Source organism: Lysobacter brunescens, assembly GCF_042677005.1.
Taxonomy (GTDB): Bacteria; Pseudomonadota; Gammaproteobacteria; order Xanthomonadales; family Xanthomonadaceae; genus Lysobacter_I; species Lysobacter_I brunescens.
In genome coordinates this window covers 569,720-592,099 of the sequence record NZ_JBHTIF010000001.1, presented here as the reverse complement: position 1 = coordinate 592,099, position 22,380 = coordinate 569,720, and the positions used below count along the sequence as shown (strand labels likewise).

The 22,380-nt window shown below is 68.7% G+C and carries 22 protein-coding genes; 14 read left to right on the top strand and 8 right to left on the bottom strand.

The features are described from left to right. Positions 1 to 918 (bottom strand): penicillin-binding transpeptidase domain-containing protein, encoded by a 918-nt coding sequence (locus ACFQ0E_RS02520; RefSeq protein ID WP_386822123.1) that lies wholly within the window; start codon positions 916 to 918, stop codon positions 1 to 3. Between the two features lie 134 nt (positions 919 to 1,052). On the opposite strand from ACFQ0E_RS02520, the gene ACFQ0E_RS02515 reads away from it, so the two are divergent. From ACFQ0E_RS02515 to ACFQ0E_RS02500, 4 genes are all read left to right on the top strand, one after another. Next, positions 1,053 to 2,603: a hypothetical protein gene (locus ACFQ0E_RS02515; protein ID WP_386822122.1), complete on the top strand. Its 1,551-nt coding sequence runs from the start codon at positions 1,053 to 1,055 to the stop codon at positions 2,601 to 2,603. Between the two features lie 83 nt (positions 2,604 to 2,686). Then, complete coding sequence (locus tag ACFQ0E_RS02510; protein ID WP_137853232.1) at positions 2,687 to 3,163, top strand: SixA phosphatase family protein; 477 nt, start codon at positions 2,687 to 2,689, stop codon at positions 3,161 to 3,163. Further along, entirely contained in the window at positions 3,160 to 3,729 is a 570-nt protein-coding gene (locus tag ACFQ0E_RS02505; RefSeq protein WP_386822121.1) for a YceI family protein, read from the top strand. Before ACFQ0E_RS02510 ends, ACFQ0E_RS02505 begins: the two co-directional genes overlap by 4 nt. After that, positions 3,726 to 5,864: a phospholipase D family protein gene (locus ACFQ0E_RS02500; protein ID WP_386822120.1), complete on the top strand. Its 2,139-nt coding sequence runs from the start codon at positions 3,726 to 3,728 to the stop codon at positions 5,862 to 5,864. Before ACFQ0E_RS02505 ends, ACFQ0E_RS02500 begins: the two co-directional genes overlap by 4 nt. Positions 5,865 to 5,882: 18 nt before the next feature. Here the strand turns inward: ACFQ0E_RS02500 and ACFQ0E_RS02495 are convergent, their stop codons facing one another. The 3 genes from ACFQ0E_RS02495 to ACFQ0E_RS02485 form a co-directional block, all read right to left on the bottom strand. Further along, complete coding sequence (locus ACFQ0E_RS02495) at positions 5,883 to 8,342, bottom strand: serine/threonine-protein kinase (RefSeq protein WP_386822119.1); 2,460 nt, start codon at positions 8,340 to 8,342, stop codon at positions 5,883 to 5,885. A gap of 34 nt (positions 8,343 to 8,376) precedes the next feature. Continuing rightward, complete coding sequence (locus tag ACFQ0E_RS02490; RefSeq protein ID WP_386822118.1) at positions 8,377 to 8,958, bottom strand: ECF-type sigma factor; 582 nt, start codon at positions 8,956 to 8,958, stop codon at positions 8,377 to 8,379. A 111-nt stretch (positions 8,959 to 9,069) separates the two neighbouring features. After that, on the bottom strand, positions 9,070 to 9,282 hold the full coding sequence (locus tag ACFQ0E_RS02485) for a hypothetical protein (protein ID WP_386822117.1): 213 nt from the start codon (positions 9,280 to 9,282) through the stop codon (positions 9,070 to 9,072). A 155-nt stretch (positions 9,283 to 9,437) separates the two neighbouring features. On the opposite strand from ACFQ0E_RS02485, the gene ACFQ0E_RS02480 reads away from it, so the two are divergent. From ACFQ0E_RS02480 to ACFQ0E_RS02435, 10 genes are all read left to right on the top strand, one after another. After that, positions 9,438 to 11,189 carry a hypothetical protein gene (locus ACFQ0E_RS02480; RefSeq protein WP_386822116.1) on the top strand — a complete coding sequence of 584 codons (1,752 nt, stop codon included), beginning with the start codon at positions 9,438 to 9,440 and terminating at the stop codon, positions 11,187 to 11,189. A gap of 201 nt (positions 11,190 to 11,390) precedes the next feature. Next, positions 11,391 to 11,579: a hypothetical protein gene (locus tag ACFQ0E_RS02475; RefSeq protein WP_386822115.1), complete on the top strand. Its 189-nt coding sequence runs from the start codon at positions 11,391 to 11,393 to the stop codon at positions 11,577 to 11,579. 89 nt (positions 11,580 to 11,668) lie between these two features. Next, on the top strand, positions 11,669 to 11,866 hold the full coding sequence (locus ACFQ0E_RS02470; RefSeq protein WP_137853228.1) for a hypothetical protein: 198 nt from the start codon (positions 11,669 to 11,671) through the stop codon (positions 11,864 to 11,866). Between the two features lie 306 nt (positions 11,867 to 12,172). Continuing rightward, on the top strand, positions 12,173 to 12,553 hold the full coding sequence (locus ACFQ0E_RS02465) for a hotdog fold thioesterase (RefSeq protein WP_386824005.1): 381 nt from the start codon (positions 12,173 to 12,175) through the stop codon (positions 12,551 to 12,553). A 60-nt stretch (positions 12,554 to 12,613) separates the two neighbouring features. After that, complete coding sequence (locus tag ACFQ0E_RS02460) at positions 12,614 to 13,396, top strand: lysophospholipid acyltransferase family protein (RefSeq protein ID WP_386822114.1); 783 nt, start codon at positions 12,614 to 12,616, stop codon at positions 13,394 to 13,396. A gap of 61 nt (positions 13,397 to 13,457) precedes the next feature. Continuing rightward, entirely contained in the window at positions 13,458 to 14,036 is a 579-nt protein-coding gene (locus ACFQ0E_RS02455) for a hypothetical protein (protein ID WP_386822113.1), read from the top strand. Between the two features lie 59 nt (positions 14,037 to 14,095). After that, a complete protein-coding gene (locus ACFQ0E_RS02450) occupies positions 14,096 to 15,094 on the top strand; it encodes a YheT family hydrolase (RefSeq protein ID WP_386822112.1) in 999 nt (332 codons plus the stop codon). Positions 15,095 to 15,178: 84 nt separating this feature from the next. Then, positions 15,179 to 17,257, top strand: coding sequence for a tetratricopeptide repeat protein (locus ACFQ0E_RS02445; RefSeq protein WP_386822111.1), 2,079 nt, complete (start codon positions 15,179 to 15,181; stop codon positions 17,255 to 17,257). A 42-nt stretch (positions 17,258 to 17,299) separates the two neighbouring features. Next, a complete protein-coding gene (locus tag ACFQ0E_RS02440; protein ID WP_386822110.1) occupies positions 17,300 to 17,914 on the top strand; it encodes a YbhB/YbcL family Raf kinase inhibitor-like protein in 615 nt (204 codons plus the stop codon). Positions 17,915 to 17,922: 8 nt separating this feature from the next. Then, entirely contained in the window at positions 17,923 to 18,429 is a 507-nt protein-coding gene (locus tag ACFQ0E_RS02435) for an RDD family protein (RefSeq protein ID WP_386822109.1), read from the top strand. Positions 18,430 to 18,464: 35 nt separating this feature from the next. On the opposite strand, the gene ACFQ0E_RS02430 is transcribed toward ACFQ0E_RS02435, so the two are convergent. The 4 genes from ACFQ0E_RS02430 to ACFQ0E_RS02415 form a co-directional block, all read right to left on the bottom strand. Next, positions 18,465 to 18,962, bottom strand: coding sequence for an META domain-containing protein (locus tag ACFQ0E_RS02430; RefSeq protein WP_386822108.1), 498 nt, complete (start codon positions 18,960 to 18,962; stop codon positions 18,465 to 18,467). A 32-nt stretch (positions 18,963 to 18,994) separates the two neighbouring features. Then, a complete protein-coding gene (locus ACFQ0E_RS02425) occupies positions 18,995 to 19,888 on the bottom strand; it encodes a DUF4377 domain-containing protein (RefSeq protein WP_386822107.1) in 894 nt (297 codons plus the stop codon). A 121-nt stretch (positions 19,889 to 20,009) separates the two neighbouring features. Then, positions 20,010 to 20,834, bottom strand: a complete 825-nt coding sequence (locus ACFQ0E_RS02420) for an undecaprenyl-diphosphate phosphatase (protein WP_386822106.1) — start codon at positions 20,832 to 20,834, stop codon at positions 20,010 to 20,012. 123 nt (positions 20,835 to 20,957) lie between these two features. Next, positions 20,958 to 22,280 (bottom strand): S1 family peptidase, encoded by a 1,323-nt coding sequence (locus ACFQ0E_RS02415; protein WP_386822105.1) that lies wholly within the window; start codon positions 22,278 to 22,280, stop codon positions 20,958 to 20,960. Positions 22,281 to 22,380: the final 100 nt, after the last annotated feature.

Genomic DNA, 22,380 nt, shown 5'->3' with positions numbered 1-22,380 from the left:
TCAGTGCCCTCCCAGCGCGCCTGCGTCGCGCAGCAGCTGCTTGCCGAGTGGAATGCGCTTGCCCAATGCGATGCTACGCGCGCGCTCGTCGGTCGACGCGAGGTCGATGCCGAGCACGAAGCTCGCTGCCGGCGCCTTGCCGCCTTCCACCCGGCCGGCCTCTACCCAGCCCACCCACCAGGCATTGCCGCTGTCGCGATCGACGTGGGTGCCGGTCTTGCCGTAGATCCGCCGGCCATCGATTTCGCCGCTGTCCATGGCCGCCTTCACCGTGGCGATGTGCGCGGGCGAGATCGGCAGCGCGCCGCGACGCAGGCGGTCGATGAAGTCCAGCTGCTGGCGCGCGGTGATGGTCAGCACGCCGTCGTGCCAGACCTGTGCCGGGACCTCGCCGATGCGGCCGTTGCCGTACTGCAGGCGCTGCACCCAGGTCGCCAGCCGCTCGCGGCCGATGCGGTTGGCGAGCACGCCGAAGAAGCTCTCGCTGGAGGTCTGCATCGCCTCGCGCAGGGCCATGTCGCGCTCCCACTGCGGTCGGTCCGGATAGCGCTTGCCGTTCCACGGCACGACTTCGTCGCCGTTGCGCAGGGTGCCGGTCTGCAGCGCGACCAGGGCGACCAGCACCTTGAAGGTCGAGGCCGGGCTCAGCGGGGTGTCGGCGCGATCGCCGCCGTGCACCACCTGCACCGGCTTGCCGTCGCGCTGGAGCAGGAAGCTGCCCGGATGGCCGTAGGCGGCGAAGCGGGCGGCGGGGCTGGGGGTCGCGGCGGTCTTTGCAGGTGGTTTGGCCTGTGCCGTCGGTGCGACGGCGAGGGCGATGCCCGTGCAGAGGAGTGCGGCCAGCGCAGCGGTGCGGAACGTGGCCGTGCAGAGCGTGACGGTGCGGAGCATGACTGTACGGAACAGGGACGGCGACATCGGCGACTCCGGCAGCGGTTGGGATGACCCCAGTGTCGACTCAGTGGGCGTGCAGCCCAATGCCCGCTGTCGTCGCGATCGTCACTGCTGTAACTTTTGTCACTCCGCGCCGACGCGCGTGACAGACTCGGGCCATGAACGACGCACGCATCGACGCACGCAAAGACGGCAGGGTCACGGCCCCGATCGAGATCGAACTGGAGGCGCCCGCCCGGGTGCTCGGCAAGCCGGTACGGCACCAGTCGCTGTGGATCCTGCTGCGGCTGTGGCTGGCCGCGCAGGCCGGCGAGGGCTGGGTGCGCGAGACCCAGCTGCGCGAGCAGTTCGCCAGCGCGCGCAACCTGCGCATGGTGATCAGCCGGGCCTACGGCGACTTCGCGCGCTGGGGCCTGCGCGTGGGCTGGGGCAAGGACCGCACCCGCGACCCCGAACTCCTGCCGCTGGCCGGGCGCAACCGCGGCCCGTACTGGCTGGTCGATGGCGAAGCCCCCCGGCTGCGCATCCTCCTGCACGGCGAGCCGGCCGGCGCCGACGCCGTCGCCGCATGGCTGGGCAAGCCGGTGCAGCAGGCCTCCGCGACCGCCGTGGCCCGCGCCAGCCGTGCCAGCCCGGCCTACTGGCATGCCTGGGCCGGCGCGCGTCGCGACATGCTCGATGGCCGGCTGATCCTCGACCGCGAGCGCGGCGCGCTGGCCGGCTACCGCCGCGCGCAGACCCTGGCGCCGGATCCGTGGCTGCAGGCGCTGTCCTTGCTGCAGCAGGCGATGGTCTGGCGCCGCGCCGGCAACGCCGATGCCGCCCGCGCGGTGCTCGCCGAACTCGACAAGCACTGGCACGACGAGCAGGCGCCCGAGCACGCCTGGCTCGGCGCGATGGCCGCGATCGTGCAGGCCTGGTGCGCCTATGCCGGGCGCGACCCGCTCGGCGCCAAGCAGATCCTCCGCCAGGCCACCGAGGACCCACGCTGGGTCGGCCTGTTCCAGTACCACCCACGCGTGCGCAGCGAACACGCCAACCTGCAGGCGCTGATCCACCGCGCGCTGGCGCTCGACGAAAGCGTGGACCTCCTCGAACGCACCGCCGCCGCGCGCACCGCGCTGGACCACTACCGCCTGGCCCTGGCGCTGGCCAACGAAGCCGAGATGTTCGACGCCGCCGCGTCCACGGCCAGCAACCTCGGCTGGTCGCTGTGGCTGTTCGAGCGCTGCGGCCTGGACGTGCCGAAGGACGACGGCCATCCGCTGGCGTGGATCGCGCTGGCGGCGTGGCTGAACGAGCGCCACGGCCTCGGCGTCGGCTTCTGGAACACGATCTACCTGCTGCGCATGGTCCGCGCCAACGGGCCGGACGCCGTGCATCCGCGCCTGGACGCGTTCCAGCGCTGGCCGGTGATTTCGCCGGCGAGCTTCCGCGAGCTGACTGCGCCGATCGTGCTGTCGACCGACTGGCCGGACTGGCGCGCGCTGGCCGTCGCCCTGCTCGCCGATGTCGACGCCGGCCGCGTCCAGGTCGATGCCCTGCAGCGCGCGAACCTGCTGTACGAAGTCGCCTGGTACGAGGCCCATGCTGGCGACGCCCAGCGCAGTACCGATGCGCTGGCGCGCCTGCGCCGCCGCCTGCGCGAGCTCACGCCCTCGGACCGCCTGTTCTTCCGCGAGGCCATCCGCAAGCTGCCGGAAGGCTGATGCGCGGATGCGGGTCTCGCGGATCGACGCCCGCGAATCTCGGTTAAGCTGACCCGACCATTCCGGCCAAGGACCGTGCGCCCATGCGAACCCTGATCCTGCTCCGCCACGCCCATGCCGAACCCGCATCCTCCGACCAGGCCGACCTCGACCGCCCGTTGTCCGCGGAGGGTCTGGCCGAGGCCGAGGCCGCCGGGCGCTGGCTGTCGGAGCAGGGGCTGGTGCCGGACCGGGTGCTGTGTTCGCCGGCGCGACGCACGCGCGAGACCCTGGAGTCGGTGATGGCCACGATCGGCTTCGTCGAGCAGCGGCTGGTCGAGCAGATCTATGAAGCCACCCCGGGCACCCTGGCGGCGCTGGTGGACGAACACCGCGAAGCCGAGCGCCTGCTGCTGGTCGGCCACAATCCCGGCCTGGAGCGGCTGGCGGCCCTGATGCACAGCGGACAGTCCGGCGACTACCGGGGCATGCCTCCCGCCGGCATCGTGGTGCTGGATTTCCCCGTCGAGGCCTCGGTCGAGCCCGGCGTGGCCCGTCTCTCCGCGTTCTGGTGGCCGTGAACCCAGTCGTTGCCGCGCTTCTCCTGCCCGTCGTCGCTGTCGCACTGGCCACGGGGCGTCCCGCCTCGGCGGCCGAAGTCGATACCCAGCACACCCGCATCGGCTTCAACCTGAAGACCCGCTGGGGACAGAGCCTGCGCGGTCGTTTCCCGACCTACCAGGGGCGCATCGAAACCCTCGACGATGGCCGCGAGCGCGTGCACCTGCGCATGTCCGCGCGCGACATCGAGATCGTCGGCTATCCCAGCTATACCGCCATCACCCGCGGCGATGGCTTCTTCGACGCCGATCGCTTCCCCGAGATCGAGTTCGTGTCCGAACCCTACGACGATGCGCTGATCCGTGCCGGCGGCAAGCTGGCCGGGCAGCTGCGCATCCGCGACGTCACCCGTCGCGAAGTCTTCCTCATCGAGCCCAGCGCCTGCGAACGCGTGGCGGTCGACTGCGATGTGGTCGCCAGCGGCGGCGTACGTCGCAGCGACTACGGCGTCGACCGCTGGATGTTCGCGGTCTCGGACAACGTCCGCTTCACGCTCCGCCTGCGCGTGCGGGAGACTGCGGAATGACGCGCTGGACCCTCTGCGCGCTGGCCGTGCTGGCCTTCGCGCAGACCGCCTGCAGCACGCTGTCCGAGCGCGAGCACACGCGCGTCGTCGCGGTGGTCGAGGCCGCCCGCAGCGCCGAGTCCACCTGCGACCGCGCCGACGCCTGTGCGCGGCCGTCGCCGCTGCGCGAGCTCGGCGAACGCGCGCAGGGCGTGGTCGTCGCGTCGTCGTCCGCATCGCAGGACGCTGACGAGGCAGCCAGCGATGCCCCGGCTGCCGGCCCGCCTGATGCCGATGCGGGCACGACCGATGCAAGCACGGCCGAAGCACGAGCAGCGCAGCCCGTCGCAGCCATCCCGGGATCCTCTGCGCCACAGCACTACGCGCTCATCCTCGACTACGGCCAGGATGCGCTGCTCGCTCGGCTGGACCTGATCCGCGGCGCGCAGCGCAGCATCGACATCCAGACCTACATCTTCGACGAGGACGACGCCGGTCACCTGATCCTCGACGAACTGCTGGCGGCCGCGCGGCGCGGCGTGAAGGTGCGCCTGCTCGCCGACCAACTGGCCGCGCTCAAGCACGTGGACACCGTCGCCGCGCTGGCGGGTGCGCACCGCAACTTCGAGATGCGCGTCTACAACCCGGTGCTGGGCCGCGCGCGCTTCGGTTATCCGATGTACGCGGTCGCGACGCTGTGCTGCTTCCGCCGCCTCAACCAGCGCATGCACAACAAGCTGATGGTGGTCGACGGCCTGATCGCGATCACCGGCGGACGCAACTACCAGAACGATTATTTCGACTGGGACGCGCGCTACAACTTCCGCGATCGCGACATCCTCGTCGCCGGGCCGTCGCTGCCGGACATGGCCGCGCATTTCGAGGCCTTCTGGAACGCGCCGCTGAGCACGCCGCTGACGAAACTCTCCGACGTGGGTCGTCTCGTGCTGAAGCAGGGCGTGCCGCCGGTGCGCGACCGCGCGCCCGAGCATCCGCGCCGGCTGCAGGCCATCGGCCGCGATGCAGACGACGCCGCGCTGGTGCGCGAGCGCCTGGTCGATGCCGCGCTGCCGGTGCGCCACCTGCGCTACATCGGTGATCCGCCCGAGAAGCACGACGAAGAGGATTCGCCAGATGCCACCGCGTCCTCGCGCCTGCTGCGCGACCTGATCGTGTCCGCGCAGGACCGCGTGCTGCTGCAGACGCCCTACCTGGTGATGTCGAAACCGGCGCAGCGCATGTTCCTGCAGATGCAGGCGCGTCCGAAGCCGCCGCGCGTGCAGGTGTCGACGAACAGCCTGGCCGCGACCGATGCCTTCATCCCGTACGCGCTGTCGTACAAGTACAAGCGCCGCTACCTGCGCGACTACAAGTTCGAGATCCACGAATTCAAGCCGTTCCCGCAGGACGCGCCGATCGACGTCGAGGCCACCGGTACCGTCGATGTCGAATGGCTGGACGACGGCACGCCGGTGGTGCAGGGCGTGCCGGTGCGGCCATCGCTGGACCTGTCGCCGAACGTGGGTCCGCTGGGTTCCGGGTCGTCCGGCGGCGCGGGCTCCTCGGGCGCCTCCGCGTTCGGTGGCAGCCGCTCGCCCGACCGGCCGACGCCGCTGGCCCGCGAGTATTCGGCGCTGCGCTATTCCAAGCGCGGCAGCAACGAACCGGTGCCGCTCAAGCGCGGCGGCGTGCGCTTCGGCCTGCATGCCAAGTCGCTGGTGATCGACGACCGCGTCGGCGTGATCGGCACGCACAACTTCGATCCGCGCGGCGACCACTACAACACCGAGGCGGTGGTGGTGATCGACGATCCCGTGTTCGCCCGCCAGCTCGCCGACAGCATCGAGCGCGACATGCGCCCGGAGAACGCCTGGGTGATCGCGCCGCGCGACAAGCCGCCGGTGTTCTCGGGGCTGGAGTACTCGCTGGCGAAGATTTCCGAGCACCTGCCTGTGTTCGACTTCTGGCCGGTGCGCTATGCGACCAGCTACGAGTTCAAGCCCGGCCCGGACTGCCCGAAGCCGCTGTCGCCGCGCGACCCGAAGTTCCGCGCCTGCCACGAGCCGGTCGGCGACTTTCCCGAGGTCGACATGCTGATCCGCCCGCTGACCCGCATCTTCACCGCCTTCGGCGCGGGCCTGGCGCCGATCCTCTGAGTCGTGCCGGTGACGGTGTCAGCGGCGCTGCAGGCGCTGCCTGCAGCGCGCGGCCCAGTCGAACTCGCGCATGTAGAAGGTGTCTTTTTCTCCGGGCGTCATGTCTTCGAACAGCGCCTCGATTCGCGCAAGCGTGCGCTGCGATGGTGCCTTGGTGCAGGCGAGGTAGGCGCGCATCACGTCGTTTGCGATCGGTGGCTTTCCCGGAGGCTTGTCGAGATCCGCGATCGAGGCCAGCTTCCGTTCCGCAGACGCCAGACGATCGGTGATGAAGTCGGTCATCATCGAGTCGTAGGTCACTTTCACGGCGACGGAATGCTGGCTTCCCATCGTCTTCGAAATGATCTGGTCGGCGATCGCATAGCGATCCGCCGATCGAGCGTAGCGACCCTTGAGCAGGTCGAGTCTCGCTGCGGTGTCGTGGATCATCCCGAGCCACGCATCGCTTTCGACGAAGTAGGCGGAGGCGTCTCGCAGGTTGCTCTGCGCGAGGCGGTCTGCAGCATCCAGATCCTGGTCGCGGATCATGGCATTCACCAGATAGTTCCTGGCCAGGTAGCGCATCCGGAGATTGTGGGGATCCCGTGCCTCGACGACATCCAGCGCCTCGCGGTAGAGCGCGATCGATACCTTCGGATCCTTTTCGAGGAAGGCGAGGTTGATGAGCGCACCTGTGTGGTTCTGCACCGCACGCAGTTGGGACGTGCTGCCGATGCGCGCGCGCGTATCGGGAATGATCGTCCGATACTGCTCGGCTGCACCCCGTTTGTCGCCGTCACGGCCCGTCAGCATCGCGCGTGCGATGCGCAGGCTGTCGTGCGTGACCGGATCGTGAGCCAGGCCCTTGTCGTAGAGGGTTGTCGCCGCGTGGATCGCCTTGCGGTTTCCTTCGTCGTCGCCCTGCGCATTCATCGCAAGCGCCTGGGCGGTGTAAGCGCGTGCGAGCTCGTCGGGATGCTGTTCAGGCGCATCGCGCAACAGGGCGATCGCCTGTTCGATGGCGCGATGCTGATCTGCGCTCCGGTCGAGATGATTGAGTGCGTTGGACGTTGCGATCAACAGTTCGGCGCGCGTGCCCGGGGGCATGGTCGCATCGTTCTGCAGTCGTTCCATGCCGCGTTCGAGCAAGCGATATGCCGGGACATCGCCTTTCGCAAGTTCGCTCGGGTGCATCGCATCGAACAGTTCGCCGAAATAGTCCGCGAGCATGTCGGCTTTGTCGCGTTCTCTCTCCGCGCGTTCGCGTTGGCGCGTTTCCTTCTCGCGTGCTGCGACCGCAGCGACGCGCTCGGCCTCCACGCGTCGAAGGGCAACGTTCATGCTGTACAGGTGATAGCCGACGAAGGCCAGCGCCGCGATGCCTGCAGCGAGCGCAGGCCAGTAGCGTCGCGCGGCGCGGCGCAGGCGATAGCCGCGTTCGGCGTCGCGCGCGGCGACCGGCAGACCGTCGAGCCATCGCTCCAGATCGGCGGCGAAGGCGCTGGCGGCGGGATAGCGCTGCGCGGGATCCTCGGCCGTGGCCAGCGCGACGATGGCGTCGAGGTCGCCGTGCAGCCGGCGCGAGAGCGCGTCCGCCGTGGTGCCGCGCGCTTCCGCCAGCGATTGCGCGGCAGGCCTGTCGTCGAGCAGCAGGTCGTCGTACTGGCGCGACATGCGTCCCGGTGCCGGTGACGGCGGAAACCCCGAGAGGAGCAGGCGCAGCAGCAGGCCGAGCTGGTAGAGGTCGCTGGCGGTGGTCGCCGGTTCGCCGTTGCGCTGCTCGGGCGCGCTCCAGGCCGGGGTCATCGCATGCGTATGGGTGTGCTCGTCATCGTCGTCGAGCAGGCGGGCGATCCCGAAATCGAGCAGCTTGGCGTTGCCTTCCGCATCGACCAGCACGTTGCCGGGCTTGAGGTCGCGATGCACGACGAGGTGGCGATGCGCGTGGTCGACCGCGCGGCACAGCTGGATCATCAGGCGCACGCGGGTGTCGAGCGAGGCCTGGTGCAGGTCGCACCAGCGGTGGATCGGTTGCCCGGCGACCAGTTCCATCGCCAGCCAGGGCTGTCCGTGGGCGTCGAAGCCGCCGTCGATGAGCTGGGCGATGTTGGGATGCTGCAGGCGCGCGAGCAGTTGGCGTTCGCGCAGGAAGCGCGCGGCGAGCCCGGCGTAGCCGCCGTGCATGCGCTTGATCGCGACATGGCGCTCGAAGCTGCCGTCGGCGCGCTCGGCGCGGAAGACCTCGCCCATGCCGCCCTGGCCGATGCGTTCGCGGGCGCGATATGGCCCGAAGCGCAGGTCGAGCGCCGCAGGCGCGTCGAGTTCGGACTCGTCGACCTGCGCGAGCAGCTCGCGGACGCGCGCGATCAGCGCGGCATCGTCGGTCCGCTGGAGGAGGGCGTCATCGCGCGCGGCGGCATCGAGATCGAGCAGGTCGCGGAGCAGCGCCAGCGCACGGACTTCGACTGCGTCGTCGCGCGGGAAGGCATCGTCGGTCATCGGGTGTCCGTGGTGGTCGCGGCAGTGCCGCCGCTCATGCGTCGTCCTGCAGGCGTTCGCGCAGCCAGGCGCGCGCCGAGGCCCAGTCGCGATAGACCGTGCGTTCGTCGAGTTCCAGCACGTTCGCCACCTCGGCCACGCTCAGGCCGATGAAATAGCGCAGTTCGACGACCCTGGCCATGCGCTCGTCCAGCCGCGCCAGCGCGTCCAGCGCCTTGTCCAGTTCGGGCAGCTGCGTGTCGTCGGGGATCGGCAGCTCCAGCGCGCGGGTGAAGTCGTCGCGCAGCAGGCCGCCGCCATGCTTCTCGCTGGCCGCGCTGCGCGCGCGGTCGACCAGCATCTGCCGCATCATCCGCGCGGCGGTATGGAACAGATGCGCGCGGCTGAGCAGGGCCTGCGGACGCTCGCGGTCGATCAGCTTCAGCAGCACGTCGTTGACCAGCGCCGTCGGTTGCAGGGTGTCGTGTCCGCGATGCCCGTACAGCTCGCGCCGCGCGATGGCGCGCAGGTCGGCGTAGACCATCGGCAGCAGCCGGTCCAGCGCAGTCGTGTCGCCTTCGCTCCAGCGGCGCACCAGCTGCGTGACTTCCTGCGTGGCGTCCGTCGAATCCTGCATGCCTGGCTCCCTGTGGGCGGAGCGGTATCGTTGCCCCTGCCCGGAAGCTCGTCAACACGCGCGCGCATCGGTCATGCCCGCAGCCATGGACGCTGGCCTTGTCCCGCAGCGTCATGACACGACAAGCGAGAAGGCCAGGCCGACGATCACCAGCAGCGCGGCGGCGAAGTGTTCGTCCGCCACTGTTTCGTCGGTATGCGCCAGTGCGATTACGCTCGCGGGCGGTACCAGTCCCTTGAGCATGCGCAGCGAGTGCGCACGTGCGCGCTGCGCCAGGCTGGCGGGTGCGTCGTCGTCGGTGATGGCGTGCTGGGACGGTGACATCGGGCGTGCGTCGGGTGGTCCGGACAGGGAAGCGGGGCGTGCCGGATGCCTTACGGGGAACGCCACGCAACCCTGACATGCATGGGCGCATGTCAGGGTTCGCGGCGGTCGCACGTACCCCGTGGCACATCCCCCAACGCGTCCACGGAGGTCGCATGAAACACCACAACCCCGCCAGATCGCAGCGATCAGTCGCCCTGACCACATCGGTCGGGATCCGCTGCCTGCTGGCTTTCGCCTTGCTGCTTTGCCTGTCCTTCGTCGCGAGTGCCCAGGCGGCGATGCAGGGACTCACGACCACATCATTCGGCTCCGCGCTTTACAAGGACGGCAAGCTGCGCGAATTCCTTGTACGCAATGGTCGGGTCTACCGCAGAGTCGGGTCTGTCGGAGATTGGGAGAACATCACCGCGCAGTTCGATGGCGTCAATCGCGTTGGCGATGGCGAGATCACCGCATTCGATGCCGAAGTCTATTCCGATGGCTTGTACCGCATGTTCCTCAGTCGCGGCGGCAGCGTGTATCGAATCACGGAACGTCAGGGCGGAGGATGGAGCGTCTGGGAGAACGTCGACCATGCTTTCGGCGGTACGGGTACGGCGGCGATCTCTTCGTTCACCGTGTCCAGGGACAAAGATGGCTGGCTCAGCCAGTATCTTGTACGTGCCGGCAGGGTCTACGCTCGTCGCCAGTCGCCGCCCAACGGCACGTGGTCTGCCTGGTACGATCACACCGGCGTCGCCGACTGGGTCGGCAGCAGCCCGACTGCCCGCGTGACGGCGTATCACAAGGCGATCCATGCCGATGGCCTCGAGTACCAGTTCGTCACGCGCGGCGACCGGATCCATCGCATCGTCGAACCGCAGTTCGAAACATTCGAAGACATCACCAGCGCGTTCGTTTCGGTCGGCGGTGCGAGGATCGCTCGCGCGGATGCGCCGATTCGCACCAAAGTGATGGTGATCGACATGGATCCACTGATCGCCAGTCTCGGCAATCAGCCGCTGAGTCGGGCCATGCCGTGGTGGAACAGTCCGCGCACGATGGAGCGTTTCCTCATCGACCAGATGGAGTCGATCACCGATGGCGTCGTCCAGTTCTCGGTTGTCCGCCACCTCACCTTGCGCGAGTTTCCGACCTTCGTCGGCGGCACGGTTTTCGGCGAGCAGGAATACCTGGCCTGCGCCACGGCATGGTCCACATGCACCGAAAGCCGCAAGCTCGACTATGCCAAGTTGCTCCGGGACAAGAAAATCTGCGAGCTTGCAAACGCCGACACGATCGATGAAGTGTGGTTGATGGGTGGGGCCTTCTTCGGATTTGCCGAGGCGCGGATGGCCGGGCCGGGCGCCTTCAACATCAATGGCGAGGTCATCGGCAACACCACCTGCAACGTGAAACTTCCCGTCATGGGCTTCAGTTACGAGGGCTTCGAGTACGACGACAGAATGCACAACATGCTGGAGAACATGGCTCACCGGATGGAGTACACCATGTGGCGCAAGTTCGGTGCGTGGCGGAATTTTTACCAGCCGATCCCGCCCCTGCCGTTCCCGACGAATCCCAACCTTCTCGAGCGTTTCACGGCGCGCGGTTTCGATAGCACGACCGCAGCCTGCGGCAACGCGCATGGCAGCCTCAATACTCCCGTGCCCGACAGCGACCCTGACAATGCGGGGCAATACAACCGCGACGATCGCCATATGGAAGAGAACACCTGCGACGACTGGGAACGGTATCCCGCGTTGACTGGCGCGACGACACGGAACAACTGCGACAAGTGGGGATGCACGGATCTGGGCTGGAACCGTTACTGGCTGGGCAAGATCCCGAACTTCGCTGGCCGCAATGGGGGCCTGCGCAATAACTGGTGGGCTTACGTGCTCGATTGGGACGCAGCGCAGTAAGCGCCGTCCGCGGATAAGCCCATGCAACATCCTCTCGATGCCCGCGCCCGTCGCGGGCATCGTCGTTCTGCAGGTCCGTTCCTTTCGGATCAATCACTTGCATGCATGACGAAGGCGGGGTGACTTCCGGCATATGTGTCATGCCGGGATGGTGTTGTACTTTACCAACACACCAAGACGCAGCCACTTCAGGACACCACGATGAACGCCTCCACCCCGACCACCACCCACGCCCCCGTCGACCCGGCCCGCGACACCGTCGTGCCCCTGTCGTCCGCCCGCCGCTACCTCGAGCGCACCGCCGGCACCGGCTACGGCCGCTCCAGCGGCTACGCCTCGAACAAGCGCTACACCTCCGACTGGGGCCAGCCGCGCTTCCGCTGCGCCTGATCCCGTCCTCCCGCAACACCCGCGCCCCGCGACACCCCCACCACAGCACACCTCCCCCTGCACATCCTCCGCATCGCCAAGGTCACGCCATGAACGCCTCGCACTCCCACGCCCCGCTCGCCCCGCGCACGCCGGCTCCCGTGTTGCCGGCCAGCGGACCCGACCACCTCGCCGCCCCGCGCTACCGCGCGCGCGACTTCGGCACCGGCTACGGCCGCTCCAGCGGTTATGCCGCCGAACGCCGCTACACCTCCGACTGGGGCCAGGCCCGCTTCCGCTGCGGCTGAGCCCGGTCTCCCGTCTTCTCCCCCACGTTTTTCCGATGGCAGGCACGCCATCACCCTCCGCACGCGCCCTCTCTCCCGCGCCGGAGGCCCTTTCCCCGGACCCGGCCCGGCACGTCGATACGCCCGTCCCCAGGCACCTCGACGCACCGGGCCGGCTCTTTTCGCCCCCCGCGGCACGCCGGCCATGATCCGGCAGCGGTGCTCGGCTATCCTTGCGCGGTGACCGACATCCTTCCCCCGGCGCCGTCCCTGTTCCGCGCCCAGACCAGCCTCGAACAGCTCAACGCCAGCTCCCGCGATACCGCGATGGAGCCGCTGGGCATCGTCTTCACCGAGATCGGCCCCGACTTCCTGCGCGGCACCATGCCCGTGGACCGGCGGACGAAGCAGCCCTACGGCCTGCTCCACGGCGGCGCCTCCGTGCTGCTCGCCGAGACCCTGGGCAGCGTCGCGGCCAACCTCTGCACCGCGCCCGGCGAGATCTGCGTCGGCGTCGAGATCAACGCCAACCATCTGGTCGCGGTGCGCGAAGGCACGGTCACCGGCACTGCCCGGCCGCTGCACGTCGGTCGCCGGACCCAGGTCTGGGAAGTCCGGATCGAGGACGAACTCGGTCGCCTGGCCTGCGTGTCGCGCCTGACCCTGGCCGCCGTGCCGCACCGTACGCCGGCGTCCGCCGAGGGCTGAGCCCGGCCGATCCCTGCGACCGGGATGCACAGCCGCGCCCGGGTTCGGTATCGTGCCCGCATGACCGTTCCCCCCCCGTCTTCGCCGGTCGCCCGGCTGCTCCGCTATGCCTGCCGCACGCCGCTGCTCGCGTGGCACGTCCTCGTCGACCTGCCGATCATCCTGATCCTGATGTCGCCGCCGTTCGGCGACCTGCGCATCGCCGGCGATCCGCTCAAGCACCGCGTGGTGCGCTGGTGGCAGCGCAGCCTCATGCGCGTGTTCGGCTTCCGCATGCGCTGCATCGGCACGCCGCTGCCGGGCGCGGTGATGTTCGTCGCCAACCACGTCAGCTGGATCGACATCGTCGCCCTGCACGCCTACCGGATGATGGGCTTCGTCGCCAAGCGCGAGATCGCCTCCTGGCCGCTGGTGGGCTGGCTGGCGACGATGGGCGAGACCATCTACCACCAGCGCGGCAGCCAGGAGTCCCTCGGCGGCGTGCTGCACGAAATGCTCGCCCGCCTGCGCGACGGCCGTGCGGTCGGCGTGTTCCCGGAAGGCCGCACGCGGAGCGGCGACGAGGTCGGCCCGTTCCACGCCCGCATCTTCCTCGCCGCCGTCGAGGCCAACGTGCCGGTGCAGCCGGTCGCGCTGCGCTACGGCGCGCACGGCAGCGCCCAGACCATCGTCGCCTTCGGCCCGACCGAGAGCTTCGCCGCCAACTTCCTGCGCCTGCTCGGCGAACCCTCGCGCGACGCGGACATCCTCTTCCTCGAACCGATCCTGCCCGGCGACGCCGAAGGCCGGCGCCGCCTGGCCGAGACGGCGCGTGCGCGCATCGTCGAGGCGATGGGGCAGTAGGGGGACGATTGTCATCCCGAGCGTAGCGAGGGACCTGTTTGCAGAGATGCTGGAGGATGGGATGCGAGGAAAGATGGTAGTGCACAAGCGCCGACTCTACTCTGCGCACCACACACTCCTGCGTATTGCGAGGGTCAGTGCTTCGAAAGCCGCAGAGAAGTCTATTGGCTGGAGAGATCACGAATTTGTCGCGGTTACGATGAGCTGCCTTGCGATTGAGGCTATTTGCAATGCCTTCGGTGAAAGAATGGTGGATCACTGGAAGGAGGACGTCGAAAGCGCAAGTCCTACGCTGAAGTTGCGGATTCTCTGCTCGTCCATGGGGGTGGAATACGACAAGAATGCCGAGCCTTGGCGTACTTTGCGGAAGATGCACACAGTCAGAAATCGAATCGCACATCCGAAGCTGGAGTCTGTCGAGAAATCCGAATCAATGACTGTGGCGAGATATCGACGAGAAGAGCGGATCGAGCCGGTATCTTCGCTGGAGAAGCAAGTCGCAGAACTCGCACAGGGAGCCCCCGTTGCAGTTCAGCGCCTGCTAGAAGTTTTTGGTGAAAAACTGAGCGAAGACGATCAATTCGACCTCCTCCATGACAGTTGGGAAGGAACAGCACATCCTGAAGTGACTCTGGAGTGAGTCATCCGGACACATAAGCAGGTCCCTCACTACGTTCGGGATGACAAGGAATACGCGCCATGATCTCCGATTCCCCCTACCGTGCGCCGCCGTCGCTGCGCAGCCCGCACCTGCAGTCGCTGCTGTCGACCAGCCCGCTGCGGCGGACGCGCGGCGCCTGGCTGCTGCGCCGGACCGGGGCGGTCCATGCGCCGTACCTGGTCGACGGCGGCGACGGCATCCGCCTGGAGGGCGTGCACAGCCGCCTGCCGGGCGTGGCGCCGCGCGGCCTCGCGCTGCTGCTGCACGGCTGGGAAGGCAGCGTCGAATCCAGCTACATGCGCATGACTGCCGTGCACCTGCTGCGTGCCGGTTTCGAGGTGTTCCGCCTCAACTTCCGCGACCACGGCGACACGCATCACCTCAACCAGGCGCTGTTCCATTCCAACCGCATCGACGAAGTGGTGCACGCCGCGCGCGATGTCGCCGACCGCTTCCTCGGCGACAGCGACCGCCCGATGGTGCTGGCCGGCTATTCGCTCGGCGGCAACTTCGCATTGCGCGTCGCGTCCCGGGCCGGGCGCGCAGGCCTGCCGCTGGCGCGCGTGGCGGCGGTCTGTCCCGTGCTCGATCCGGGCGTGACCATGGCGCGGATGGAGCAGGGCATCCCGTTCTACCTGCGCTATTTCGAGCGCAAGTGGCGTGAGTCGCTGCGCCGCAAGCGCGACACCTTTCCGCAGTACTACGACTTCGACGACAGCGTGCTGAAGCTGGGCCTGCGCGACCTCACCCGCTGGATGGTCGAGCGTCACACCGACTTCGACAGCCTCGACGCCTACTTCAACGGTTACTCCGTCGCGGGCGAGCGGCTGGCCTCGCTCGCGGTGCCCGCCGACATCCTCACCGCCGCCGACGACCCGGTCATCCCGGTCGAGGAATTCCATGCGCTGACCCTGCCGTCGACCGGCCGGATCGAGATCGCCACCCACGGCGGCCACTGCGCCTTCCTGGAATCCGTCCGTCTCGATGGCTACGCCGAGCGCTGGGTCACCGCGCGGTTGTCCCAGGCCCTGGAATAGGGCGCGCCGCCCCGGCCCCCGCACCCCGCCCGGGTACACTAGGCGGTTCCGGGCCCCGGGCCCTGTCGTGCAGATCCAACGTCCATGCAAGATCGAATCATCGAGGCCCTCCGCTCCGGCGCCCATGCCGACGCCCTGGCGCTCGCCCGCGAAGCCGTCGCCGCCACCCCGCACGATGCGGACAACCACGCGCTGCTGGCGCTCGCCGAACGCGCGAATGGCGACCTGGCTGCCGCCATGCACGCGATCAACCGTGCGGTCCTGCTGGCCCCGGACAACGCCGACCTGCACTTCCAGCGCGCGGGCCTGCTGCTGGCGGAGTACAAGCTGGACGAGGCGCAGGCGGCGCTGTCGCGCACCCTCGACCTCGACCCGAACCAGTTCCCGGCCTACATCCTCCAGGCGCAGATGGCCTTCGGCCGCGGCGACATGGACGAAGCCGAGCGCCTGCAGCGCTATGCCGCGCGCGTTGCGCCCGAGCATCCCTGGGTGCGCACCATCGAGGGCATGATCGCGCTGCGCCGCGGCGACTCGATGCGCGCGCTCTCGGTGCTCACCGAGGCCGCCAAGCAGATGCCCGACGACCTGCAGGTGCTGTACGCGCTGGGCTTCGCGCACATGGAGCAGGGCCATCTGGCCTTCGCCGAGTCGGCGTTCCGCCGCATCGTCGAGGCCTCGCCGAACCAGCACGGCCTTCGTGGCGTGCTTGCCGACGTGGTGATGCGCCAGGGGCGCCCCGACGAGGCGCGGCAGATCGTGCAGCCGCTGCTCGACAACGCGGAGACCTCGACGCATTCGCTCAAGCGTCTGACCGCCGGCCTGGAGCTGCGCCTGGGCCGCCTCGACGAAGCCCTGGCCCTGCTGCGCGCCGCGATCGCGCAGGAACCCCGCGACCCCGAGACCTGGGCGATGGCCGCCGACCTCTGGCGCCGCAGCGGGCGTTTCGACGAAGGCCGCGAAGTCACCGACGCCGCGTTGTCGAAGCATCCCGAGGCCGCGCCGCTGTGGCGTCTGCGCATCACCCTGGAGCCGACCGGCAGCGACGAGGCCAAGGCCGTCGTCGATCGCTGGCTGGCGCTGAACGCCGACGACGTGAACGCGCTGGAAGCGCAGATGCTGATGATGGAAGTGCGCGGCGACCTGGAAGCGCGCGACGCGCTGGCGCAGCGCATCGTCGAACTGGAACCGGGCCGCAGCAGCGCCGAGACCCGCGTGTTCGACCGCCTGATCGGCCAGGCGCCGGAAGCCGCGATCGCCCACGTGCAGGCGCTGATCGCGAAGATGCAGGACGAGGGCCTCAAGCGCGGCCTGATGGCGTGGCTGGGCATCGCCCAGGACAAGGCCGGCCGCCATGCCGAGGCCGTGCAGACCTGGCTGGCGATGAACGGAGCCGAGGCGATGATCCGCCGCCCGCTGACCGTGCCGGGCAAGGCCAGCGGCACCTGGCCTGAACTGGCCGACGTGGCGGCGGGCGCGCCGCCGCTGGCCTATCTCTGGGGCGTGCCGGGCTCGGGCGTGGAGAAGGTCGCTGCGGTCATCGGCAACGCCGGCTACCCGCTGCGTGCCGATCGCATCGGCCCGAACCCGCCGCGCGACGCCCTCCAGGATCCGGCGTGCATCGCCGCGTTCAACGACGGCACGCTCACCGGCGAACAGGCGCTGGCGCAATGGCGCAGCGCGCTCGCCCTGCGCGGCGTGCCCAACGGCGCGATCATCGATTGGTTGCCCTACTGGGACAACGCGCTGCTGCACATGATCCGCCCGCTGCAGCCGGAGGCTATCGTGCTGATCGCGCTGCGCGACCCGCGCGACATGCTGCTCGAATGGCTCGCCTTCGGCAGCGCGATGCAGTACGCCCTGCCGTCGGCGAACGAGGCCGCGCTGTGGATCGCGCGCCAGTTGCAGCACGTGCTGGTCATCACCCGCGACCTGCTGGTCTCGCACAAGGTCATCCGCACCGATGACGTGCTGGGCGACCTGGAAGCGTTCGCAGGGGAAATCGGCGGCGGCCTGGGCCTGGAGCAGATCCTGATTCCGCAGCCCGAGCTCTTCGGGCGCATGGGCTTCCCGGCCGGGCACTGGCGGCAGTACGCCGAGCCGCTGGCCGAGCCGTTCGCGCTGCTGTCCGACGTGGCGCAGGCGTTCGGCTACCCGGCGAACTGATCCGCGCACCGAATCCATCCGCACACAGCCAAGGAGATCGTCATGAAGCTCACCAGCGACAGTTTCGAACACGGCAAGCGCATCCCCGCCGAATTCGCCGCGGGTGCGCCCGATGGCTTCGGCGGCAACCGCAACCCGCACCTGCGCTGGGGCGATGCGCCGGCCGGCACGCGCAGCTTCGCGCTGCTGTGCATCGATCCGGACGTGCCGACCGATCCGGCCCTGGTGCAGGACGCCACGCGGCCGATCCCGGTCGAACATCCGCGCGGCGACTTCGTGCACTGGGTGATGGCCGACATCCCGGCCGGTGTCGATGCGATCGACGCGGGCGCCTGCAGCGAAGGCTTCACCGCGCGCGGCAAGACCACGCCGGCCGGTCCTGCCGGCGCCCGTCAGGGCGTGAACGACTACACCGCCTGGTTCGCCGGCAATGCCGACATGAGCGGCGACTACCTCGGCTACGACGGCCCGTATCCGCCGGGTCACGACGCGCGCCTGCACCGCTATTTCTTCCGGCTGTTCGCGCTCGACGTCGAGCGCCTCGACCTGCCGGCGCGCTTCACCGCCGCCGACGTCTTCCGCGCCATGCACGGCCACGTGCTGGCCGAGACCGCGATCTACGGCACGTACTCGCTCAATGCGGACGTGAAGGGCTGAGGAACATCATGCAGGTCGACCCGCAGCACAATCCCTACGATGCGCCGAGCGCCCCGATCGAGGCGCAACTGCCCTCCGAGCGTCTCGCCATCGAGAATGCGGGCCGCTGGCGGCGCCTCTTCGGTTTCCTGATCGACTACGCCGCCAGCACCATCCTCAGCGCGGTCATCGCCGTCCCCTATGTGATGTTCCTGTACTGGCAAGGCGGCGACGCCGCCCTTGACGCGCTGGAAAACCAGCAGAACATCTTGCTGGACTACGTGTTGGGCCTGTTCGCGACGCTGCTGTACTACATCGTGCTCGAAGGCTGGTTCGGTTGGACGATCGGCAAGCTGGTCACCGGTACCCGCGTGGTGAACGAGAAAGGCGCACGGCCGACCTGGAAGCAGGTCGTGGGCCGCACCCTGGGACGCTTCATTCCCTTCGAGCCGTTTTCGCTGCTGTTCGCCAACGACAACGACAAGCGAGGCTGGCACGACACGCTGTCGAAGACGCACGTGGTGCGCCGCCGCTGACGCGATGGCGCCAGCGTGGGCGAAGACGCGCCGAGTCAGATCTTCATCGGCAGCTGCTCGAACTCCAGCACCTGGCCGTCGTCGCTGGTCAGGCGCAGGCGGTAGGGCAGGGGTTCGAGCAGCTCGGCCTTGAACGAGCGGTTCATCAGCTCGCTGAAGGCCTGGTCGGCGCGGTTCTTCTCGTCCTCGCAGGACATGCGCGTGGCGATCGCGATCTGGAACGTCATGCGCTTGCCGGACACCTCATAGGTGCCGCGCAGGTCGTTGCAGCCGCCGTTGGCGCGCACGTCCTTGCCGGTGAAGCTGACCTCGAAGGCCACGCCCGGCGCGCGCAGGGCGTCGGCCTGTGCGCCGGTGGCGGACGCGAGCTTCCATCCACCGGTGTTGACCAGTTCGTTGCGGTCCACGCGCAGGCTGCGCGTCTTGTCGCCGGCATCGGCGGAGGCGCCCGGCGCCGGTGCGGCGATGGCGATGGAGGCGGACAGCAGCGCCGCGATGGAGAGGACGGCGCGCAGGGATGTCGACGAAGGCATGGCGGATCTCCGGAGGATGCGGTGGCGCCCGCTTACGACTTGGGCGCGCCCTGCTGGACGGTTTCGGATTCGACCGACATCTCCATCACGTAGGCGATGTTGGTGCCGTCGTCCGGACGGTTGTCGCGGCGATAGCGCTTCACGCGCAGCACGTTGCGGATGCCGGGCTCGTGGGTGAAGCCCTCGATCCTGTCGTAGAACAGGCGCCACGGACCGAGGTCGGTCTTCAGGCCCTGGTCGTCGTAGCGCAGTTCGCGCAGCTCCAGGCAGGTCTGTGGCGCGGTCGCCATCGGCGGCTGGCAGGGCTTGGTGAAGGCGGCGACTTCGATGAACACGGTTTCGCCCTGGTTGCCGTAGCGCGCTTCCGGGGTCATCTCGCCGACGAAGCGGAGGATGTCGCCGTTGCCGGCGCGCCATTCCAGCGTCGGCTGGTTCTTCGTCTGCGGTGTGCCCGGCGTGGCCGTGACACGCGAGGAGCCCTGGATGCGCAGGGTCATTTCACCGTCGAGCGCGGCGACCTCCGGTTCCGGGCACTGCATCTTGGTGCCGGTCAGCGCCTCGACGCGGATTTCGTCGCCGAGTCGGCGGTACAGGCCGCCTAGGCCGTTGCAGGTGTTCTCGATGCGGATGCTGCCATCGACGAAGCTGATCCGGACCGGCTTGTCGGGGCGCATCAGCAGGGCGCCGATGGTGCGGCCCTTCGCGTCGACGGCTTCCTTCAGCGACCACTGGTGGCGGGTGAGCAGGCTGTCGTCGACATAGGGCGCGGGCGCCGGGGTGGAGGCCGGCGTGGTGTCGGACAGGGCGCTGTTGTCCGGCGCTGCGGCGGCGGGGTCCTGGGCCTCCGTCTCGTCCGGGGGCTTCGAGCAGGCGGCGAGGAGCAGGGGGACGATCACGAGTGACACTACCGGGAGACGACGCTTCATCTGGTTTCCTGACGGGATGAGATGCGGGTGGGCCGGGGGGGAGGGTATTCCTGGAACGGAGTCGTGAACGGGGTGGTGCGGGATTCGGGGTTGGCGGCCGTGTCGGGGGCCTCGGCCGGGGTCACTCCCCGGCCGGCAGCCACAGCAGCAGTGCGGCGCCGAGCGCGAAACGATACACCGCGAAGGCGGTGAAGCGATGGGTCTGGATGTAGCGCAGCAGCCATTTCACCGAGACGAACGCGGTCACCGCCGAGGCCACGAAGGCCACCGCCAGCGCCGACCAATTCTCCTGGCCGATCCCGCCGTCGCGGTAGAGGTCCAGCAGCTCGTAGGCGGTGGCGGCGAACATGGTCGGGATGCCGACCAGGAAGGCGAATTCGGTCGCCGCCATGCGGCTGGTGGTGCCGGCCAGCAGGGCGACGAAGATGGTCGCGCCCGAGCGAGAGGTGCCCGGGAAGACCCCGGCCACGACCTGGGCGATGCCGACCAGGATCGCGACCGTCCAGGTGATCGTCTCGCGTTCGCCGAGCACGGCGGCGCGCTTGGCCGCGAAGTGCTCGGCGGCGATCATCCAGACGCCGCCGATGATCAGCGCCCAGGCCACCGGCGTGACGGTCTCCGGCAGCTCCCAGCCCAGCGCCTTCACCAGCAGGCCGCCGACCGCGGTCACGCCGAAGGCGACGCCCAGTTTCAGGCCGTAGTCGCGGGAATGCGTGCCGTCGCCCGAGCCCGGGCGGAGGAAGCCCAAGGTGAGCGTCCAGAGGCGCTGGCGGTAGATCGCCACCACCGCGAGGATCGCGCCGGCCTGGATCGCGACGTTGAACAGGTCGCTGCGCGCGCCCAGCCAGTGCTGCGCGATGAGCAGGTGGCCGGTGCTGGAGATCGGCAGGAACTCGGTGATGCCTTCGATGATGCCGAGCAGCAGCGCGGCGAGCAGATCGGTCATTGCGCGGGGCTTCTAGCAGTAAACCGCTAGTGTAGCGGCCCGTGCCTGAGCCCGCCGGCCATGCACTTCCGTACCGCCTCCCCACACGGGGAGGCGGCATTGGATCGATCGGTGGTCGATCGATCAGGGACTGGTCACGAGGCTGAGACCCGGGAATGCAGCGAGAACCGGGGCGATCGGCTGGTAGAAGGAGCGCGTGGGATCTTGCAGGGGGCCGACGAACGAGCAGGAGGCCTCATAGCCACGCGTGCCCGAAAGTACGCCCTGCGCCTGACCTTCCGGAGTGACGAACGATCCGCCGGAATCCCCCGGATCGGCGCAGGCAGTCGTTGAAGACAGCCCCCTGACCTGCCCTTCGGCATAGTTGACCGTCACATTGGTGTTGAGCAAGGCGCCGCAGGAAGCGCCGGACGTCCGGCCGGAGCGGCAGATCGCCGCGCCGATCACCGCCGGCTGGGCACCACGCACCACCAGGTTGCCGCCGTACTGGTAAGCGTTCACCCAGGGGCGCGGCATGCCCTGCGGATTGGTGTTGTGAACGACCGCGTAGTCGCTTCCGGGGAACACGCTCTGATAGATGTAGCCGACCGGCTGGCCAGTGATGTGGGTCAGGTTCTGCCCCGTCGGGCCGCAATGGCCTGCGGTGACGAAACCGTTGTTCACCCCCAAGGTGACGGCAAAACCGATCGAGCACCTGTTCTCGTAGCCGGGTCGTCCAGGTGTCGGGTAGCTGTAACCGTCGCCGCCACGGATATCGAAGGCGGTCGTGCGCGGGCGTGCGGCGGATTCCTTGAAGGTCACCATCCGACGATCGACACCCGCGACATAGACGAATTCGGCCGCACGTGCGCCAGCGCCGATGTCCGTGGTGATCACGACGCGATTGCTGCGTGGATCGACATGCCAGGAATGAATGCGCACATCCAGGCCAGTGCCCTTGACGCTGCGCAGGGGGGTACGGGAGGCATTTCGCGCCACGGCATCGAGCTTTGCCTGCGCGCTTTCGAGCTTGTCCAGACTGTAAGCGACCACACGCGTGGGCTGGGCGATACCGCGCACCATGACGGTGCCCGGGTGAGTGGAGGCGACAACGGTGCGGTAGTTGCCCTTGGCGTCGCGTTCCAGCCACGTACCGGCGTATCGGGCACCCAGGCGGGTGCGGGCCTCGCGTTCGGCGCTGGCGGCGAGGCGTTCCGCGTCGAGGTACTGCGGGATCTGCTGCGGCTGGATGTTCAAGTCGCGCTGCATGGCGAACCGCAACTGCGTCGGCAGGGTGTCGGGGGAGGGCGGTGCCGCCGACGCGGTGGCGGCGACGAGCAGCGAAACGACGAGGACACCTGCAGACGTACGGGGATTGCGCATCGAAAACTCCTTTTTCAGGGGGATGCGGACGCGGGTCGATCCCGCGCCGGTCCGCATGGCGCCTTCGGCGACGACGTGCGACATCGAGGCGTGGAATCATTCCCGCGCACCGACATCGGACGTGTCTCCGTCGTATCGACGGCTTCGCGAGGCCGTCGGTACGTACGCATCCATGCGTGACGTG

What these genes read in the sequence shown, in the direction of transcription:
- ACFQ0E_RS02425 (WP_386822107.1), bottom strand. Translation starts at nt 19,888, where the DNA reads ATGAAGCGTCGTCTCCCGGTAGTGTCACTCGTGATCGTCCCCCTGCTC.
- ACFQ0E_RS02430 (WP_386822108.1), bottom strand. Translation starts at nt 18,962, where the DNA reads ATGCCTTCGTCGACATCCCTGCGCGCCGTCCTCTCCATCGCGGCGCTG.
- ACFQ0E_RS02420 (WP_386822106.1), bottom strand. Translation starts at nt 20,834, where the DNA reads ATGACCGATCTGCTCGCCGCGCTGCTGCTCGGCATCATCGAAGGCATC.
- ACFQ0E_RS02470 (WP_137853228.1), top strand. Translation starts at nt 11,669, where the DNA reads ATGAACGCCTCGCACTCCCACGCCCCGCTCGCCCCGCGCACGCCGGCT.
- ACFQ0E_RS02435 (WP_386822109.1), top strand. Translation starts at nt 17,923, where the DNA reads ATGCAGGTCGACCCGCAGCACAATCCCTACGATGCGCCGAGCGCCCCG.
- ACFQ0E_RS02480 (WP_386822116.1), top strand. Translation starts at nt 9,438, where the DNA reads ATGAAACACCACAACCCCGCCAGATCGCAGCGATCAGTCGCCCTGACC.
- ACFQ0E_RS02520 (WP_386822123.1), bottom strand. Translation starts at nt 918, where the DNA reads ATGTCGCCGTCCCTGTTCCGTACAGTCATGCTCCGCACCGTCACGCTC.
- ACFQ0E_RS02450 (WP_386822112.1), top strand. Translation starts at nt 14,096, where the DNA reads ATGATCTCCGATTCCCCCTACCGTGCGCCGCCGTCGCTGCGCAGCCCG.
- ACFQ0E_RS02455 (WP_386822113.1), top strand. Translation starts at nt 13,458, where the DNA reads ATGCGAGGAAAGATGGTAGTGCACAAGCGCCGACTCTACTCTGCGCAC.
- ACFQ0E_RS02495 (WP_386822119.1), bottom strand. Translation starts at nt 8,342, where the DNA reads ATGACCGACGATGCCTTCCCGCGCGACGACGCAGTCGAAGTCCGTGCG.
- ACFQ0E_RS02475 (WP_386822115.1), top strand. Translation starts at nt 11,391, where the DNA reads ATGAACGCCTCCACCCCGACCACCACCCACGCCCCCGTCGACCCGGCC.
- ACFQ0E_RS02490 (WP_386822118.1), bottom strand. Translation starts at nt 8,958, where the DNA reads ATGCAGGATTCGACGGACGCCACGCAGGAAGTCACGCAGCTGGTGCGC.
- ACFQ0E_RS02485 (WP_386822117.1), bottom strand. Translation starts at nt 9,282, where the DNA reads ATGTCACCGTCCCAGCACGCCATCACCGACGACGACGCACCCGCCAGC.
- ACFQ0E_RS02440 (WP_386822110.1), top strand. Translation starts at nt 17,300, where the DNA reads ATGAAGCTCACCAGCGACAGTTTCGAACACGGCAAGCGCATCCCCGCC.
- ACFQ0E_RS02460 (WP_386822114.1), top strand. Translation starts at nt 12,614, where the DNA reads ATGACCGTTCCCCCCCCGTCTTCGCCGGTCGCCCGGCTGCTCCGCTAT.
- ACFQ0E_RS02415 (WP_386822105.1), bottom strand. Translation starts at nt 22,280, where the DNA reads ATGTCGCACGTCGTCGCCGAAGGCGCCATGCGGACCGGCGCGGGATCG.
- ACFQ0E_RS02465 (WP_386824005.1), top strand. Translation starts at nt 12,173, where the DNA reads ATGGAGCCGCTGGGCATCGTCTTCACCGAGATCGGCCCCGACTTCCTG.
- ACFQ0E_RS02445 (WP_386822111.1), top strand. Translation starts at nt 15,179, where the DNA reads ATGCAAGATCGAATCATCGAGGCCCTCCGCTCCGGCGCCCATGCCGAC.
- ACFQ0E_RS02500 (WP_386822120.1), top strand. Translation starts at nt 3,726, where the DNA reads ATGACGCGCTGGACCCTCTGCGCGCTGGCCGTGCTGGCCTTCGCGCAG.
- ACFQ0E_RS02510 (WP_137853232.1), top strand. Translation starts at nt 2,687, where the DNA reads ATGCGAACCCTGATCCTGCTCCGCCACGCCCATGCCGAACCCGCATCC.
- ACFQ0E_RS02515 (WP_386822122.1), top strand. Translation starts at nt 1,053, where the DNA reads ATGAACGACGCACGCATCGACGCACGCAAAGACGGCAGGGTCACGGCC.